This window comes from Hallella faecis, assembly GCF_018789675.1.
Lineage (GTDB): Bacteria > Bacteroidota > Bacteroidia > Bacteroidales > Bacteroidaceae > Prevotella > Prevotella faecis.
In genome coordinates, this window is record NZ_JAHKBE010000055.1 from 1 (window position 1) to 17496 (window position 17496).

The following is a 17496-nucleotide window of genomic DNA, read 5'->3' on the forward strand; positions in this document are numbered from 1 at the left end:
GGGTGGGTTGAAACCAACCCATCGCCAAAGGGTCGACAGGTGGCTCTGCCTGCCACGCCAAGGGGGTCAGTTGAAATGACCCCCTTTGTCGTCATCATGGAGACCCATGAAATGCGAACCGTTCGTTCAGTCTTGGCGGTAAGGAGACTCTCGGGGGGCGACCCCGGCAAGGACCTCGGTTGAACCGAGCGCATGTATGGCCTCGGGGCCTCAGGCGCCTGCCAATCCCTGCCACTTGCGCTCGTGGGCGCTCAGCCCTCGCGGGCGCTGGTGTAAGAGTAGCCACTGCCATTCGGTAGGGGTGGCGGTCGCCCGTTTCAGTCCTGGTGTAAGAGCAGGTTAGTTTAACACAAATTCACGCATTATGGGGTCTCTGGCGTTTGGTGGTTATCAAAAATATTCGTACCTTTGTATTGTCGACGAACCCACTAAATAATCCCAACCAAAAACGAAATGCCCATGCGTAAAATCATCAGTGTGACAATGGTGTTGCTGGCGGCCATGCTGGCAGCCTGCGGCAATGGCCAGCAGGAACGGGTGAGGGAGGTCCAGCAGGTGGACACCCTTCCGCTGATGGTCATGCAGATACAGAAATGCTCGCGCCTTTACACCTCCGAATACCAGTTGCATAAGATTGTCACTTTCGACGACACGCTGTCGGTGGGCGGCAAGGTGTTTCAGCAGCGTTTCAAGGTGAACCTGCCGCTGGGAAAGCGGCGCATAGCCATCCCCGTGAAGGCCAGCGTGAAGGCGTATGTCGACTTCAGCGAGTTCTCGGAAGCCAATGTGCGGGTGCGTGGCGACAAGGTGGAGATTGTGCTGCCCGACCCAGAGGTGACGCTCACGGCCACGCAGATCGACCATGAGGGCGTGAGGGAGAAGGTGTCGCTGTTCCGCAGTAGGTTCACCGACGAGGAGGTGACGCAGATCCAGCGGCAGGGGCGCGACGACATCATCAAGTCGATACCCCGCCTGGGCATCATAGAGAACGCGCGCCAAAACGCCGCACGCCAGTTGGTGCCCATCGTGGAGGCGTTGGGCTATCGGCCCGAGAATATCACCGTTACGTTCCGTAAGCGCTTCACCATCAGCGATATACCTAACCTCATTAAGACAGTGGAACCATGAAGCAATTCTTACAGCAGATCAGTAGGGCGCTTGTAGCCAAGTTCGTGCTTGTGGCCGTTTGCGTGTTGGCCATCGTGGGTGTGGTGGCTTACCTGTCGCACCAGATGAAGGGCAGCAGCGTGGAGGTGGGCCACACGCAGCGCATCGGCGTCACCCCCACCCAGGTGGAGCGCATCAGGAGCATCGGCCAATGGGAGTTTCTCTCTGTGGCCGACGAGGAGATGGTCGACACGGTGCGCCATGGGTTCTTTGGCGACGATGAGTTGTCGCGCATCTATTACGGCACCTTGCGGTTGGGTGTCGACCTGAGCCAGACGGCCGATGGATGGATCACGATGGACCACGACACGGTCGATGTGTTGCTTCCCGCCATTCGCTTATTGGACGATAATTTTCTTGACGAAGCGCGAACCAAGACCTTCTATGAGGAAGGCAAGTGGAGCGAGGCCGACAAGGCAGCCCTCACACGTCGTGCACAACTGGCGATGAAGCGGCGGTGCCTAACGCCCTCCAACATACGCAGCGCCCAGCAGAACGCCTCCACACAGTTCGACAATCTGCTGAAGGCCATGGGCTTCGACTATGCCCGCATCCGGTTTGCCAATCCGCCTTCAACTAAATAATCAGGCCAGCAAGCCATTGTGGATTCATCCCCACGGCACGCACCCTCAAACGGTTGGCTTGTCGTCGTAACAGCCTCCGCCGCTCCCTACAAGAAACCCTCTAACTTCCAAACCTATATGAAAAAGAAAATTCTCCTCACCATCCTGCTCGCCCTCGTGGTGGTGGCGGGACAGGCGCAACAGAGATCGGGCCTAAACCTCTGTCTGAGGGACGAGGCGACGGGCGAATGGCTCATCGGACTGTTCGACGAGTACGCCATCTACGACTGCGACTATTGGAGCTATGCCGAGGTGGGAAAGGGGCGCTTGGTGCTTACCCACGACAAGCAGCATAAGGAGATACGACTGAAGAAGGGCTCCGTGGCCATTGATGGGGTGAAGCACAAGACATCGGTGCTGACCACCCGGTTCCTGCCCGACTATCCCGTGGCAGACGACACGCCCTTTGACGCAACGATCCTTGACAAGGAGCAGCAGGCAACCCTGCGCGTGGCGCACCGAAGTGGCAAGGCGGGCATCGACGTTACCACAAATTTTGGCAGTATGGTGGACGACGTGCTGCAAAGCTACGCATCCCTTAGCGACTCGCTTGGTCGATACGAGGCGCAAATACCCCTTGTTGGCCAAACGGGCTCGACTCACTTCTTGATCTGCCACCCACGCTTCGGGAGATTGCCGTGGCCCGCCTGATCGAAAAAAGGCTCAAGGAGAAAGTGGCGCCACTCGACGACAACGAAATGAGAATGCTACGCGAGAACGTGCGGCAGCCATATCTCCTCGGCGCTGTGCTCAAAACCAACGACCAGCTTGTGGCCGCCCGCAAGGCTGCGGAAGCCATCGTTACGCCCGACCCTCGACCGTTGGCCGACCTGACCGACGGTGAGGAAATTTTCAGAAAGATCGTGGAGCCCTATCGTGGACGCTTCATCTACCTCGACGTGTGGGGAACGTGGTGCGCCCCATGCAAGGAGATGATGACCCATGTGCCGAAGATGAAGCAACAGCTCAAGGACCTCAACATCGTTTACCTCTATCTGGTAAACCACAGCAACGAGCAGGCGTGGAAGACCGCCATTGCCCAATTCCACCTCACAGGCGAGAACAGCATCCATTATAACCTGCCCGAAAAGCAGCAGAGTGCTCTCGAGCGCTATATCGGTGTGGCTGGCTATCCCACCTACAAGATCGTGGCCCCCAACGGCAACCTACTGCCAACCGTGGCTCCCCGTCCCGACCATCCCGAAGCCATCCGGCACATAATAGAAGAGGTGGCCAACAGCCAATAGCCTTGCGCTGCCCAGCTGGCTCAACGAAAACGTTACATTGTTACATGTTACATGTTACAATAAGGTGGTTCCACATGTCACATTCAACCCATTACGCAAGCAGGGCGCACCGTTATGGCGCGCCCTGCTTGTGTTATTGGCCAGAAAAGGTTATTCTTGCGATGATGTCACCCCGTGGCTCTTGAGCCATGCGTCGATGAGCCGACGGGCGATAGATAGCTTTTGGGGTATGCGTGGCATCTGGTCGTAGCGAAACCAGTTGCCCTTCGACAGTTCGGACCGTTGCAGGTGTATGGCGCCCTCGTCGTAGTCGGCCATATAGCCCACCATGAGTCCGCAAGGGTAGGGCCAAGGCTGCGACCCGAAGTAGGTGAGGTTTTTGATGGTCAGTCCTGTTTCCTCCATCACCTCGCGGCGCACCGCCTCCTCGAGTGTCTCGCCCGTCTCCACAAATCCCGCCACGAGCCCGTAGAAGTCCGACGCGAAGTTGCGGGCGTGCACCAGCAGCACCTCGTCGCCCTTCCGTATGAGCACGATGACGGCCGTGGCCAGTTGGGGCCACACCTCCTTGCCACATTGCGTGCAGCGCTTGGAGATGTCGGTCGACATCTTCATGGGCGCTCCGCACACCCCACAGAATTGCGTGTTGTGGTCCCAGTAGAGCAGCTCCTCACACTTGCCCGCCTTGAGGTAGAGCGGCTCGGGCAGGTGGTAGAACGACTCGCGGAGCGACTTGAACACGCATCCGTCCATGCGCAGCTGGTCGTCGGTGGCCTCTATGCTCTTCGGGTCGTCGACCATCAGCGCTTTCACCTCCGTGCCGTCGTCCATGGGCGATATGTTGAGCACGTGCGTCCACGGATGGATGCCGATGGGCACCTCCTCGGCGCAGGGAATGGTGAACGTCCCGTTGGGCTGTTGCTCCAGCAGGATGTTGTTTTTGGAGAAGATGAAATAATACCTTTTCATATAGCCTTTTCTTGCTTTTTCTAAACCCATTTCGGAAAGAAACAATAATGTCCTACCATTTTCCCCTTTTTCGGTCTCATGACCGATTTGGGGGGTTAATCGTGGAACAACAACTGTCTGTCGCGCTTGGCCGCCTCCTGCGTCCATTGCTCAGGCACGAAGCGCCAGTTGGTGTTGGGCTGCGGGTTGAGTGTGCCCAATCGCTTGATTTCCTCCATGAGATAATGGCGCAGGTCAAACTCCGAGCGCCACACAATGCGGTCGTCCAGGTCGTCCTTGGCAATGCCAGCGCCGCGCGTGAGCAGTTCGCCGCCACCGTTGGCGCGATAGCTGTTTACCGCCACCTTATAATATTTGTTCTCGTCGAACGGTTCGCCGTTGCTCATCTTCAGCACCTTCACCTTCTGGCCGTTGGGCTTGGTAACATCCACCTCATAGTCGATGCCCGCTGCCGAGTCGAAGTTGAACGAGAAGTTCTTGAAGCCCAAGCGTTGCTGGTCGCCACGCGTCTGGCTGTCGAGCAGCAGCAGGTGGTCGTTGGGCGAGGTCATGGTGTTTACCCAGAGGTCGTAGCTCATCTCGAGCGCCTTGCGTATCTCCTTGCCCGTGAGGCGCATCACGAAGAGCTGGTTCTCATATTTATAGAGGTTGAACATGTCGGCCACGCGCACCGGTCCCTTCTTGATGGCCACGTCAAACGATACAGGCGCGTTGAACGCCACGTCGGCCTTGGTGATGCTCAGCTCGAGGTTGAGGATGAGGTCGTTGAAGGCCGAGTTGCCAAAATAGCTGTCGCGCGTGGAGATGGTGTTCTCGAAGGTGCCAATCACCCGGTTGGCATACGCCTTGACCGTCTCGTTGAACGCGCTGAAATGGTCCACAAAGTCGTTGTCGACAGGCAGGTCGGCCACATCCACGAGCTTCCATAGGCTCTCCTTGACGCACCAGCGGCCCTTCTTCTTCACCAGTTGCAGGTCGGCCTGCGCCACCGACATGGCGTTGTTGGCAGGGTCGAGGCACGCCACCAGTTTGCCCTCGCTGTTGGTTACCGCGTCGGCGTAGCGCGTGTGGTCGTGACCGAAGAACACCACGTCGAAGCCCGGCACCTCACGCGCCACGGCCAGCGCCGCATCCTCCTTGTAGTGGGGCGTCGTAATGCCGCCGTCCTTGCCCGAGTGGAACAGTCCGATGACGATGTCGGCCTTCTCCTGCTCCTTCACCACGCGCATCCATTGGCGCGCTGAGCTCACCATCTCCTCGAAGCGAAGCCCGCTCCACAGGTTCTCGCCCAACCAGTTGGGGATGGCGGGCGTGAGCAGGCCGATGATTGTGATGCGCGCGCCGCCACGCTTCAGGATGGTGTAGGGCTTGAGGTAGGGCTTGTTGGTCTTGGTGTCGATGACGTTGGCGCCCAGGATGGGGCAGTGGGTGGCGCTCACCCATTTGTCGTAGACCCGATGGCCCGTCTCCACGTCGTGGTTGCCAATGGTCTGCGCGTCATAGCGGAGGTAGTTGACGACCTGTGCCGCGATGTTGGCGCTGGTCGTGTCCACATAGTTGGAATAATAGTTTACGGGTTGGCCCTGGAGGATGTCGCCATTGTCGAGCAAGATGACGTTCTCGCCATGCTGGCTGCGCAACTGGTTGACGTATGTGGCCACACGAGCCAGCGACCCAGCCTTGGGCTTGCGGTTGATGAAGTCGTAGGGGAAGAAGCTACCGTGCACGTCGCTGGTCTCAATGAACTTCAGGTCGATGGTTTTCTCTTTCGTTGTCATAGCGTTGGTTGAGGAGGTGCCCAAAACCAATAGGCACCCCGTGATTACTGCGATGAATGATTTCATTTATTTGTGGTCTTCTGTATTTTTTATTTACGGGCAAAGTTACTAAAAACGCCCGAAACATTTGCAGGTTAGCGGGGAAAAAGCTATTTTTGCAAGAAATATAATTTGTTTGGAATGGCGATGGGTGCCTAATGGGGACGGCCGAGCTGCGAGGGTTCGGTAAGTTCTTTGATGTCAGCGCGTTGCCACAATCTGTTTTTTATACGAAATGAAATCAAGCCCGAGAAGTTTCCGTTTCCCCCTGATCATATTGTCGTCGTTATTGGCCGTGGCCGCTTTGGTGGGCTGTGGCGGAAAAGACACGAAAGACGCTGTGGCGCCCGCCAAGAAAGCCGATACGGGCATTCCCGTCGACGCCAACCTCAAGCAACGCTTGGACGAGTTTGCCCACAAGCCACGTGTGGCAGGCCGCTTTGGCCTGTGCGTCTACGACCTCACCGCCGACAAGCCCGTTTATGCCTTCCAGGAAAACGACCCCATCCCATCGGCCTCATGCATGAAGTTGCTGTCGGGGGTGGCGGGCTACCATCTGCTCGGCACCCATTACAACTACGAGACCTCGCTTTTCATCAAGGGGCGCGTGGCCGATGGACTGCTGCGCGGAAGCGTCATCCTCAAGGGCAGCGCCGACCCCAACTTCACGCCCGACGATCTGAAGTTTATGGCGAGGATGCTGCGGAAAAATGGTGTGAAAGAACTTGACGGAAACATCATCCTTGACCTGTTGCTCAACGAGCCCGTGCAGGCCGAGGTGCATTGGTACCCGTGGGACCTTGAGCGGTCGAAGTATGGCCTGCTCTACCAAGGCTCCACCCGCATTGGCAATGCGCTCGTTGCGGCGTGCAAGGCCCAGGGCATCAAGGTGAAGGCCGACCAAGTGGAAACAAGCAAAACGCCACGTGGCGCCCACCGTGTGGCCCGGTCCATCAGGACCATCGACCGCGTGGTGGAGCGCATGTGGAAGAACAGCTCCAACACCCGGGCCACCGCCATGCTCTACACCATTGGCCAACACCTCAACGCCAACGACTCGGCCCAAAAGGTGGGTGTGGCTTATCTGAACAAATTTTTGAAACAAACCATTCACGAGAACAATCCCAAGATTGTCGTACACGATGGTTGCGGCCTGTGCCGCTATAACCGCCTGTCGGCCCAGTCGCTGGTCGATATCCTCAGGTATGGCTACGCCGACAAGGCCATCTTCAACAGGTTGTGGAAACACCTGTCTGTGGCAGGTGTCGACGGAACCGCCTGCCGCCTGCTGTCGGACCCCGAGCTGCGAGGCAAGTTGCGCGTGAAGACCGGAACCCTCTCGCACCCCTACGGCATCAGCACCCTGGCCGGCTATTGTGAGGCGCCCAACGGCCACCTGTTGGCCTTCGCCATCATGGACAGCGAGATGTCGGTGCTCGACGCCCACGTGTTGCAGCGCAACCTCTGCAAGGTGCTTGTGAAGGAGGTTAAGGGCGCTAAGTAGGCCAAGTACTTGCGACGACTCTTTTGATATGTGTAGAAAACTAAATAATCGTCAAAAAACATCCGTTTGTCAGCGATTATCAGTAACTTTGCACATCATCTTATAAGAGAATCGTTATACAATGAAATTTGCTATTATTGCCGCTGGTGAAGGATCGCGTCTGGCTGCTGAGGGCATCGACGCACCCAAGCCAATGGTCAAAGTGCATGGCGAGCACCTCATAGACCGCCTTATCAGGGTGTTTATGAAGAACAACGCCGAGGAGATTGTTGTTATCTGCAACGACAAGACCACTATCGTGAGCCGCCACCTGCTGGAGCTCGAGGAGGATGGGTTGCGTGGCCAACCCGTGCCCTTGCAGTTCAAGGTGCGCAGCACACCCAGTTCCATGCATTCTTTTTTCCAACTGCGTGAGTTGCTTGCCGGCTCACCGTTTGTGCTCACCACCGTCGACACCATCTTCCGCGAACAAGAGTTTGGCCAATATGTCAAGGCGTTCAAGGAAGTGCTGGCCGAAGGAGGCGACGGCTTGATGGGCGTAACCAATTATATCGACGACGAGAAACCCTTGTATGTGGGCACCGACGAAGCCATGAACGTAACGGGCTTCTACGACGCCAACGACGCCCAATGCACCTATATCTCGGGCGGCATATACGGCTTGGCCCCCTCGGCCCTCGAAACGCTCGACGACTGTATGAAGCGTGGTGAGAGCCGCATGCGCAATTTCCAGCGCGGCCTGGTGCGCGACGGTCGTAAGCTCAAGGCCTTTGCCTTCTCGAAGGTGCTCGACATCGACCATGCCAGCGACATAGAGAAAGCCGAGGCGTTCCTCGATGAGAAAGCCTAAGGCTATGGGATGAAAGACAAAGGGTATTGAAACAATGAGATATTTGGCTATTCGGCGCGACGATAGGTTCTCGCCCAACGCGGTGGAGAACGACAGGGCCATACTGAGGTGGGCCAGCGAACGCTTGCGCGAGCTTCTGGGCCTGGCCGACGACATTGAGATGGTGGATGAGCGCCAATGGGTGGAGCGGCCTATGGAGGCCGACGTCTACCTGTCGATGGCTCGCGAGGAAACCACGCTGGGCCTCTTGCGCGACAAGGAGAGCGGCGGCAGCCTGGTGGTGAATGGCGCCCAAGGGGTGCTCCGTTGCCGTCGTGCTGAGCTCGACCAGCTGATGCGCCTTCACCACGTGCCCATGCCGCCCCTCGTGGGCAGCCACGGCTATTGGTTGAAACGGGGCGACGCCGCGGCGCAGTCGAAGGCCGATGTGGTGTTTTGCGAAGACCTTGCGGCGCTCAACGCGGCGAAGGAGGCGTTTCGCAAGCGCGGCGTGACCGACATGGTGGTGAGCGCCCATGTGCCAGGCGACTTGGTGAAGTTTTATGGCGTGGGAACAGCGTTCTTCCAATTTTTCTATCCCAGCGACGACGGCATCTCGAAGTTTGGCGACGAGAAGCGCAACGGTGTGGCACACCATTATGCCTTCGAGGCCGAAAGGCTACACCAAGAGGTGGTTCGCCTGAGCCAGTTGGTGGGTGTGGAGGTGTTTGGCGGCGACGCCATCATCGATGAGCATGGCCGGTTCTACATCATCGACTTCAACGATTGGCCCAGCTTCTCGCGTTGTAGGGAAGAGGCGGCCATGGCCATAGCCCAATGCGTGGCCAAGGCAAGGAGATAAGACAATAGTTTTTTTACAGAATAGATTTTTCACAGATTTGAATGGCAACTTTTAAAGAGTTATTACAGGCTTCCTTTAAGTCGGAAGATACAGAAGAGTGGTTGGATGTGCATTTCACCCGTCCCATCGGATTGGTGTTTACGCTGATGTGGAACAAGATGGGCGTTCATCCCAACGCCATTACCATCTTGTCGATATTTCTCGGGGCGGGTGCCGGGTGGATGTTCGCCCAAACCGATTTGCAGCACAACCTGATGGGTGTGGCCCTGCTCATGCTGGCCAACTTCTGCGACTCCACCGACGGGCAGATGGCGCGCCTCACGGGCAAGAAGACGCTCTTGGGCCGCGTGTTGGACGGCTTCTCGGGCGATGTGTGGTTCTTCTGCATCTATGTAGGCATTGCCACGCGCCTCATGGGCCAAACCATTCCGGGAACCGACATCGCTTGGAGCTTCTGGATCTGGGCCTTGGCCTTTATCGCTGGCGTGCTGTGCCACTCGCCACAAAGTTCGTTGGCCGACTATTATCGCCAAATACACCTCTTCTTCCTGAAAGGAAAGAGCGGATCGGAGCTCGACAATTATGTGCAGCAAAGAGCCAAGTTTGAGAGCCTGCCGATGAAAAACTGGTTTGAGAAACTCTATTATTATTTCTACGCCAACTATTGTAAGAGTCAGGAGAAGCGCACGGCCGCCTTCCAATCGTTCTTCGAGGCGTGGAACAAGGCTTGCCTCAAGCACAACAAGGAGCAGCTGGAGCCCATCCGTCAGGAGTTTCTCAAGGGCAGCCGGCCACTCATGCCCTTCACCAATCTGCTCACCTTCAACAGTAGGGCCATCACCATTTATCTCGCTTGCATAGCGGGTAGCCTTACCAACGACGTGGTGGGACCGTGGATTTTCTTCTTCTTCGAGATCGTGGTTCTCAACATCCTCTATATTTGCATGCACAAGCGCCACGAGACGCTCTGCCAACAGATGACCAAGAAATTGGCTGCGCTCAACGCGTAATGGGAGCAACGCCTTGTTTTTGTGAGATATTACAAATAAAAAGAAACCTCAAATGATTAAAGGATATATTTTCGATTATGGAGGCACGCTCGACACAGCGGGTTGCCACTGGGGAAAACTGCTGTGGCGCGCTTACCAAAAGCATCAGGTGCCCGTTACGGAGGAGCAGTTTCGCGACGCTTATGTCTATGCGGAGCGCACGTTGGGCCGAAACCCCATCATCCAGCCGCATTACAATTTCCACACCACGCTGAGCGTAAAGCTTCGCCTGGAGATGGAATATTTGTGCCAGAACGGCTTTTGGGGCGCCGACGAGGCCATGTTCAACGAGAAGCACGAGGCCGTGCTCAACGAGCTCTATGCCCAGGTGAAGGAAACCACACGCCATAGCCGTGAGGTGCTGGAGCAGTTGCACCAAACGTACCCCATGGTCCTGGTAAGCAATTTCTACGGCAACATCCACGAGGTGTTGGTGGAGTTTGGCCTCGACCATCTGTTCCAGGACGTGGTGGAGTCGGCCGTGGTGGGTATTCGAAAGCCCGACCACCGCATCTTCGCCCTGGGCGTGGAAAAGCTGGGCCTGAAGCCCAAGGAGGTGATGGTGGTGGGCGACAGCTTCTACAAGGACATAGAGCCCGCCATCAAGGCGGGGTGCAAGGCCGCATGGTTCAAGGGCGAGGGATGGACCGACGCTACCTACGACGAGTCGATTCCCGACAAGGTCATTACCGACCTCGCACAGCTCATAGAAGGATAATGGGGGTAGAACCCCTTAACAAGTTTATTCTCAATAGATTACTATGAATAGGTTCAGGATTTTCTCCATGCTATTGCTCCTGGTGCTTGCGATAAGCGTCAAGGCACAGATTAGTGGCGTGGTAATCGACGCACAGTCGGGCGACACCATCTTATACCCCAGCGCGTCGTATAAAGACCATCAGGTGGCCGTGAGCGGAAACGCTTATGGCGAGTACACCATTGCGCGTCATAATGGATGGAAACTGGTGTTCTCGGCCGTGGGCTACAAGTCGAAGACCATTGTGGTGAACGCCAACACGCCATCGAAGCTTGACGTGAAGTTGAGTCCCGACACGAGGATGCTGAGCGAGTTTGTGGTGAAGAAGAAACGCAACCGCTACTCGCGAAAAGACAACCCCGCCGTGGAGCTGATGCGTAGGGTCATTGCGGCAAAGAAACGCACCAACCTGCAAAACCACGACTACTACCAATACACGAAGTACCAGAAGCTGACCACGGCCCTCAACGACATCTCGGGAGCCGACATCGACTCGGGCTTCGTTGGCAAGCACAAGTGGATGCTCGACCAGGTGGAGATGTGCCCATACAACAACAATCTCATCCTGCCGCTCATTGTCGACGAGACCGTATCGCAGCATATCTTCCGAAAAAATCCCAGAACGGAGAAAGACATCATACAGGGTGAAAACTCGCAAGGCATCAGCCAACTCATCCAGACGGGCGACATCATCACGGTGGCCACAAAGGATGTATTTACCGATGTCGACATCTACGACGACCAGGTGCGACTGTTGCAATATCCCTTCACGTCGCCCATCGGAAAAGACGCCATAGCCTTTTACCGCTATTACATCCAAGACACGGTGTATGTGGACCGCGACCTCTGCTACCATTTGGAGTTCATGCCCAACAACCAGCAGGATTTCGGATTTAGGGGCGAGCTCTACATCTTGGCCGATTCCACGCTTCATGTGAAGAAGTGCAACCTCAGCATTCCCAAGCGGAGTGACGTCAACTTTGTGGATAACTTGCAGATCAAGCAAGAGTACACCCGCTTGCCCAATGGCGAATGGGCCCTGAGCGTCGACGACATGATTGTTGAGATGTCGCTCATGAAGTTTCTCACCAAAGCGGTGGTCATACGCACCACGCGTCTTACCGACTATGCCTTCGACGAATTGCCCAAGGTGCTCTTCAAGGGAAAGGCGAAGGAGAAACGAGAGGCCAACGCGCTGATGCGCGACGAGAACTTCTGGAACCAGTATCGATCGGTGGAGCTAACCAAGTCGGAGAGCTCCATGGACGCCTTCATCCATCGGTTGGAGCAAATCAAGGGCTTTAAGTATATCATCTTTGGTGCCAAGGCCTTGATAGAAAACTTTGTGGAGACGGGCGATGAGAACCACCCCAGCAAGTTCGACATCGGTCCGATCAACACCATCATCTCGAAAAACTTCATCGACGGCTACCGCACACGTATCAGCGGACAGTCGACGGCCAACCTCAACAAGCATTGGTTCTTCTCGGGCTATTATGCGCGCGGATGGCACTCCAAGAAAAACTATTATAAAGGTGAGGTGACCTATTCGTTCAACAAGAAGGACTATCTGCCACGAGAGTTCCCGAAACGCACGTTGACGCTCACGTCTACCTACGACATCATGTCGCCCTCCGATAAGTTTGTCCATACCGACAAGGATAATGTGTTTACCGCATTTAAGTGGACCAAGGTCGACAAGATGATGTTCTACAACCGCCAGCAACTGCAGTTCGAATATGAGCAGGAGTGGGGCCTGAAGACCACGCTGGGCATTAAGGCTGAGGAGAACGAGGCCGCGGGCATGCTGGCCTTCAACCCCCTGAATAGCGGAACCGACTTTGTGGTGCCCGACAATGTGAAGGCGGGCGACTTGCTGCACAATGGCAAGATTCGCACCACGGAGCTGAGCTTACAGTTCCAGTTGGCTCCTGGCCGCACCTACATAAATACCAAACAGCGCCGTCTGCCCATCAACCTCGACGCGCCGGTCTTTACGCTCGGCCACACGCTCGGCTTGAAGAACTTCCTGGGTGGCGACTACAACTACAATTTCACCGAGGCTGCCATCTACAAGCGCTTCTGGATGAAGAGCTGGGGAAAGATCGACGTCTACCTCAAGGCGGGCGCCCAATGGAACAAGGTGCCCTATCCGTTGCTCATCATGCCGGCTGCCAACCTGAGCTACATCGTTGAGGACGAGACGTTCAACTTGATCAACAACATGGAGTTTCTCAACGACCGATACGCCAGCCTCGACGCCAGTTGGGACCTCAACGGAAAGATCTTCAACCGTATACCTTTGCTCAAGAAGCTGAAGTGGCGCGAGTATATTGGCGTGAAATGCCTGTGGGGAAACCTTACCGACAAGAACAACCCGCTCCTGGCGCAAAACGCGGGCGATGGCGTGCTGATGGCCTTCCCAGAGGGTTGCTATGTCATGGACCCCAAGCGCCCCTACGTGGAGTGGATAGCCGGTATCCATAACATATTCAAGATTCTGCATGTGGAGTATGTGCATCGTTGCAACTACACCTACCTGCCCACCAGCAAGCGCAACGGCATCCGCTTCATGCTTCGTCTGACCTTCTAAGCCAAAAAGCAAATGGCAACGACAAGAAACGTGATATTGGCCGACCGACAAGACATTACGCGTGCCGGCCTCATGTATGTCCTTGCAGGTTTTGCTGACGTAGCCATTACGTTTGCCGACGATAAGGCAGCGCTCATACAAGCGTTGGCTGAGAAGCCAGAGGGCGTCGTGATATTGGACTATACCTTGTTTGATTTGGATGGTCCCGAGGAACTCTTCATTCTCAGCCAGCGCTTTAGGCTTGTGCAATGGTTGCTGTTCAGCGAAGAGCTCAGTCTCGACTTCGTGCGAGTGGTCATTGCGGAAGGAAGCCAGTATGGCCTCCTTCTCAAAGACTCGTCGCTCGGAGAGATTAGGGCGGCCATCAACGCTACACTTGGCCACCGGCGCTTCATCTGCCAACACATGGCGGAGCTCCTCCTGTCGCCCGAGCCCGACCATCGCGAGGAGGTGAACCTAACCAAGACCGAGACGGAGGTTCTCAAGGACATAGCGCTCGGACTGACCACAAAGGAGATAGCCAGCAAACGCTTCTCAAGCTTTCACACCATCAACACCCACAGGAAGAACATCTTCAGGAAGTTGGGGGTCAACAATGCCCATGAGGCCACCAAGTATGCCTTGAGGGCAGGCTTGGTCGACTCGGCCGAGTATTACATCTAACCCTACTCACCATTCTTCTCATCGTTTGATGATGCCTGTGTCGGTGTCGTTGAGGTTCATGTGCTTTTCCGCAGCCTGATGCTTCTTGCCATAGCTGATGCGCCACGATGCGTTGAGCACCAGTTTGTTTTCTCAGTCCTTGTTGTAACTTGTGGTGAGTTTGTGCATGTTGCGGTCGATGACTTCCGACTCGTAAGCCTTATAGGGCCGTCTGACATTTGTCAGACCCTCTATCTGGTAAACCTGTGTCAGAGCGAGAAGCTAACCTCCAGCATAAATTCTCTGGGACGTAGGCTGTTTACCGTGTATTGAATGGTCGACGAGTACACCACGTTGCGCTCATACTTCTTCGAACCAAAAATATTGTTGGCCATGAAGCTTATTTCGTATCGCTTATGCGTGTAGGTGCATTTTAGGTCGGAGAAGTAGGTGTGGCTTACGCTATGGTCGTTGCTGTGGTATAGCTCATGGGTCCAGGCGAAAAGGAAGTTGCCGGGCATGAAATTCATCGTGAGGTTGTGCTTGAACGATCTCAAAGGCGACGAGCTAAGCGACCGAAACGTCTTGTTGGTGTACTTAGATTCGTGGAAGGTCGACTTGCCCTCTAAGGAGAACAAAGGGGTGGGTATAAACGCCACCTGAAACTTGGCCGAGTAGTTGTCAACATAGCCATCGGCTACCTGCTCCGAAATCCACGCCTTGTAATCGTGCCTCATGGCGTCTGCGCCTATCGTCATCGTCAACTTGCCATAGCCAAAAGCCTTGCTCAGTTCGGCCGACGCCAAAACCTGCCTGTTGTTGGCTTTCTGAGGGGTCGCCACAATGCTATAAATGTTATTTTCGTATCGATACCCAAACAAGGGCACATCGTTTATGAGCGTGTAGCTTCCCCTTGCGTTAAAGAACAAGCCTATGTTGGGATTCGAATACTCGAGCTTACCGTCAACGTTGTCGTAGCTGATGAAACACAGCTTGCCATTGCCCTCGATCCTTGTGGCGTAGCTTCTGTAATAGGCCAACGGCAAGCAGTTGCCAACACCATAACAGCTCTTTTGGTGGGAATAGTTGAAAAGCAAAGACAAGTAGCCGCTGCATTGGTAGTCCAACGAAACGTAAGGTGAAACGAACGCCTGATGCTCCTTTGCGCCAGCCAGACGATAGGAGGAAACGTAGACAGGCAATGAGCATGACAAGCGCAAACCATTTTTTTCCATGCTCATACGAGGGGTCAGCTTGAGCTCTGCTTGCTGATAGCTCACCTTGTCATGGTCGTTGAGTTCGATATCATCTCGATGATACTTCATCTGTGCGTCGTAGGATATATACATGCCCCAAACACGATGTCTGAAACGTGTGCTTATCAAGGACGATAAGGTGTTGACGTTTAGGCTCTGGGGCACAGAGTCGCTCAGCGTCAACAGTTTGCCCGGAAGGTATAGATAGTCGAACGAGGCATTCACATCCATACTTTTATTGTTCCTAAACTTCTTGATAACGCTAAACTCGTCACGCAAGTGTCGCTTGCGAGGCTCCACCGCTTGCCTGGTGTTGGTGCCATTCAGGATGGTGTTTGCGAACGATTCGTTCCAGTTGATAGACGTTTTCAGCACATTGTTTACATACAAGCTGTCTTTGTTTTCCTTATACTGCAATTCCACATCCATCTCCCTGCGATATAAGTTGGCATGGGTTTCTTCTGTCATGATGGGCAGATTATTGATGTTTGTAAACGTGGTAATGTCTTTTTTGTAACCAATGGTTTTGTCAAAGAGATAAGTGCCCTGAAGACGAAGCTCTGCCTTGCGCTTTGTCTTAAACAGCCAGTTGGTTGCGGCTATGTGCGTATTGTAAAATTATACCCTTCCCAAACCTATGTTGGGAGCACTAAGCCCAATATTATCCACCCAACCTTTGTTGTCGCTTTCCAGTTGCGACGAGGAGGTCAAGTCCCTTATCTCGTGCTGGATGTCCTTTCCGGCATTGTTCGATTTATGCATGGTAAGGCTTTGGTGATTGTGGCCAAACAGCATTGCTATTATTCGTGTGTTCCGCAGAACGTCTTCGCCTATGCCCTTCGGGGTAGAGGCTCCCATGCCAATCTCCGCCATTCCGTTGAGCACTTCCTTGGCGTCGTCTTCCAACACCAGGTTTATCGCAGCCTGGTTGGAAAACTGTATGCCCTTGAGCGCCTTTATCGACTGATGGTTGCGAAACACTTCCACTTTCTTCACTTTCTTTGCCGACAGATTTTCGGAAGCCATAGAATACTTCTTCCCCAGAAGATCCATTCCTTCAATGTAAAAGTTGTTGATGGGCTTTCCTTGGTACGTAATGGTTCCCTTTTCCGACACCGCCAACCCTGGCATCTTGGCAATTACGTCGGCTATGCTGCGGTCTTGCTTGTGGCGAAATCCTGCAACCGTATAAACAAGCGTGTCGCTCTTCTGCTGAAGTCGCTTGCTTTTAATCTCCACTTCCCTGAGGCTTATGGCGTTGGGGGTCAAATATATGGTCTCGCCATTCTTGAATAGGCCAATGGGTACGCTCTTTGGGGTGTAACCCAAATAGGTCACCTGGAGCTTTGCCGCGTTGGTTCCCGTAGGCGTTGTTAACGAAAAGCCACCGTTCTCCTTGGTGTTCATAAACGTCAGCGGGTTCCCTGAACGATCCATGAGCACTACCGACGCACAATCCAACGGCTTATGCGTCATTGAGTCTTTCACGAATCCTGTTAGCTCTTGGGCCTGAACAGCAATCATGACAAACAACAAAAGGAATAGTGCTGATATCTTCTTCATGCGATTGTTCTTATCAGGTGTGTCCTATCAATTAGCTTTGTCGGTTTTTCAAGGCTCTTTTTGAGGTCATAGCGTCAGCGAGTGAGGAGGCATAGGGGCTGTGAGACCGAACAGGATGGCACTATGAGCCGAAAAGAGGCCGAAAGATGGCCAACCGTAACCCTTCATAAGAAGTGTTTTGCGTTTTTTTACCCAGCCTTAATAGTATTCTTTGAGGCAGGCCACCCGTGATTTGGGTTTACTTCGGCGCACCCGACAAACCCTGTGGAGTAGGCCGTGCAGATGCTAACCCAAAACTGTTGCTAAACGATACATGAAGAATGGTATGTCTATGACTCCTTTTACCTGTGCACGAAAGCATTTGATCTTTGAGTTCAACGATTCAGCTGAAGCGTTAGTCTTACGTCCGTCAAAGTAGTTCAGGATTTCATCCTCATAGAATCTGATGGTATCGCGTACGGACTTGATTTCACGCAGAGTGCATGAAGCCACTTTCTCATACCACCCCTTGAATTTCTGTTTGGCAGTCTCCTTTGTGAGTTTCTTGTTTCTGAATATGGCTCTAAGGGAGTTGATCAGATTGTATGCTTCTTCAAGTTTTGGGTAGAGTGCGAAAAG

General features: G+C 54.4%; 16 protein-coding genes. 11 read left to right on the top strand and 5 right to left on the bottom strand.

Going from position 1 to position 17496, the window contains the following annotated elements; translation table 11 throughout:
• Nucleotides 1-459: 459 nt before the first annotated feature.
• From KM934_RS10700 to KM934_RS10715, 4 genes are all read left to right on the top strand, one after another.
• On the top strand, nucleotides 460-1128 hold the full coding sequence (locus tag KM934_RS10700) for a DUF4230 domain-containing protein (RefSeq protein WP_317192668.1): 669 nt from the start codon (nucleotides 460-462) through the stop codon (nucleotides 1126-1128).
• A complete protein-coding gene (locus tag KM934_RS10705) occupies nucleotides 1125-1751 on the top strand; it encodes a DUF4230 domain-containing protein (RefSeq protein ID WP_215760600.1) in 627 nt (208 codons plus the stop codon). The genes KM934_RS10700 and KM934_RS10705 overlap by 4 nt, the downstream gene beginning before the upstream one ends.
• 117 nt (nucleotides 1752-1868) lie before the next feature.
• Entirely contained in the window at nucleotides 1869-2441 is a 573-nt protein-coding gene (locus KM934_RS10710; protein WP_215760601.1) for a hypothetical protein, read from the top strand.
• 47 nt (nucleotides 2442-2488) lie between these two features.
• Nucleotides 2489-3037 (top strand): TlpA family protein disulfide reductase, encoded by a 549-nt coding sequence (locus KM934_RS10715; RefSeq protein ID WP_215760602.1) that lies wholly within the window; start codon nucleotides 2489-2491, stop codon nucleotides 3035-3037.
• 150 nt (nucleotides 3038-3187) lie between these two features.
• Here KM934_RS10715 and nudC read toward each other — a convergent pair whose 3' ends face one another.
• Both nudC and KM934_RS10725 read right to left on the bottom strand, forming a co-directional pair.
• On the bottom strand, nucleotides 3188-4006 hold the full coding sequence (gene nudC, locus KM934_RS10720; RefSeq protein ID WP_215760603.1) for an NAD(+) diphosphatase: 819 nt from the start codon (nucleotides 4004-4006) through the stop codon (nucleotides 3188-3190).
• A 95-nt stretch (nucleotides 4007-4101) separates the two neighbouring features.
• Complete coding sequence (locus tag KM934_RS10725; RefSeq protein ID WP_215760604.1) at nucleotides 4102-5850, bottom strand: bifunctional metallophosphatase/5'-nucleotidase; 1749 nt, start codon at nucleotides 5848-5850, stop codon at nucleotides 4102-4104.
• A gap of 208 nt (nucleotides 5851-6058) precedes the next feature.
• On the opposite strand from KM934_RS10725, the gene KM934_RS10730 reads away from it, so the two are divergent.
• The 7 genes from KM934_RS10730 (at nucleotide 6059) to KM934_RS10760 (ending at nucleotide 14080) form a co-directional block, all read left to right on the top strand.
• Nucleotides 6059-7327, top strand: a complete 1269-nt coding sequence (locus tag KM934_RS10730; protein WP_215760605.1) for a D-alanyl-D-alanine carboxypeptidase/D-alanyl-D-alanine-endopeptidase — start codon at nucleotides 6059-6061, stop codon at nucleotides 7325-7327.
• A gap of 121 nt (nucleotides 7328-7448) precedes the next feature.
• Entirely contained in the window at nucleotides 7449-8177 is a 729-nt protein-coding gene (locus tag KM934_RS10735) for a sugar phosphate nucleotidyltransferase (RefSeq protein ID WP_215760606.1), read from the top strand.
• A 34-nt stretch (nucleotides 8178-8211) separates the two neighbouring features.
• Nucleotides 8212-9018 carry an ATP-grasp domain-containing protein gene (locus KM934_RS10740; protein ID WP_215760607.1) on the top strand — a complete coding sequence of 269 codons (807 nt, stop codon included), beginning with the start codon at nucleotides 8212-8214 and terminating at the stop codon, nucleotides 9016-9018.
• A 41-nt stretch (nucleotides 9019-9059) separates the two neighbouring features.
• Complete coding sequence (locus tag KM934_RS10745) at nucleotides 9060-10028, top strand: CDP-alcohol phosphatidyltransferase family protein (protein WP_215760608.1); 969 nt, start codon at nucleotides 9060-9062, stop codon at nucleotides 10026-10028.
• Between the two features lie 52 nt (nucleotides 10029-10080).
• Nucleotides 10081-10785 (top strand): HAD family hydrolase, encoded by a 705-nt coding sequence (locus KM934_RS10750; RefSeq protein WP_215760609.1) that lies wholly within the window; start codon nucleotides 10081-10083, stop codon nucleotides 10783-10785.
• A 43-nt stretch (nucleotides 10786-10828) separates the two neighbouring features.
• Nucleotides 10829-13417 (top strand): DUF5686 family protein, encoded by a 2589-nt coding sequence (locus KM934_RS10755; protein ID WP_215760610.1) that lies wholly within the window; start codon nucleotides 10829-10831, stop codon nucleotides 13415-13417.
• A gap of 12 nt (nucleotides 13418-13429) precedes the next feature.
• Nucleotides 13430-14080, top strand: coding sequence for a response regulator transcription factor (locus KM934_RS10760; protein WP_215760611.1), 651 nt, complete (start codon nucleotides 13430-13432; stop codon nucleotides 14078-14080).
• A 248-nt stretch (nucleotides 14081-14328) separates the two neighbouring features.
• Here KM934_RS10760 and KM934_RS10765 read toward each other — a convergent pair whose 3' ends face one another.
• The 3 genes from KM934_RS10765 to KM934_RS10775 form a co-directional block, all read right to left on the bottom strand.
• Complete coding sequence (locus KM934_RS10765; RefSeq protein ID WP_215760612.1) at nucleotides 14329-15783, bottom strand: hypothetical protein; 1455 nt, start codon at nucleotides 15781-15783, stop codon at nucleotides 14329-14331.
• A gap of 150 nt (nucleotides 15784-15933) precedes the next feature.
• Nucleotides 15934-16878, bottom strand: coding sequence for a carboxypeptidase-like regulatory domain-containing protein (locus KM934_RS10770; protein WP_215760613.1), 945 nt, complete (start codon nucleotides 16876-16878; stop codon nucleotides 15934-15936).
• Nucleotides 16879-17163: 285 nt separating this feature from the next.
• The coding region (locus KM934_RS10775) for a transposase (protein WP_215760614.1) at nucleotides 17164-17496 on the bottom strand (333 nt) is incomplete at its 5' end.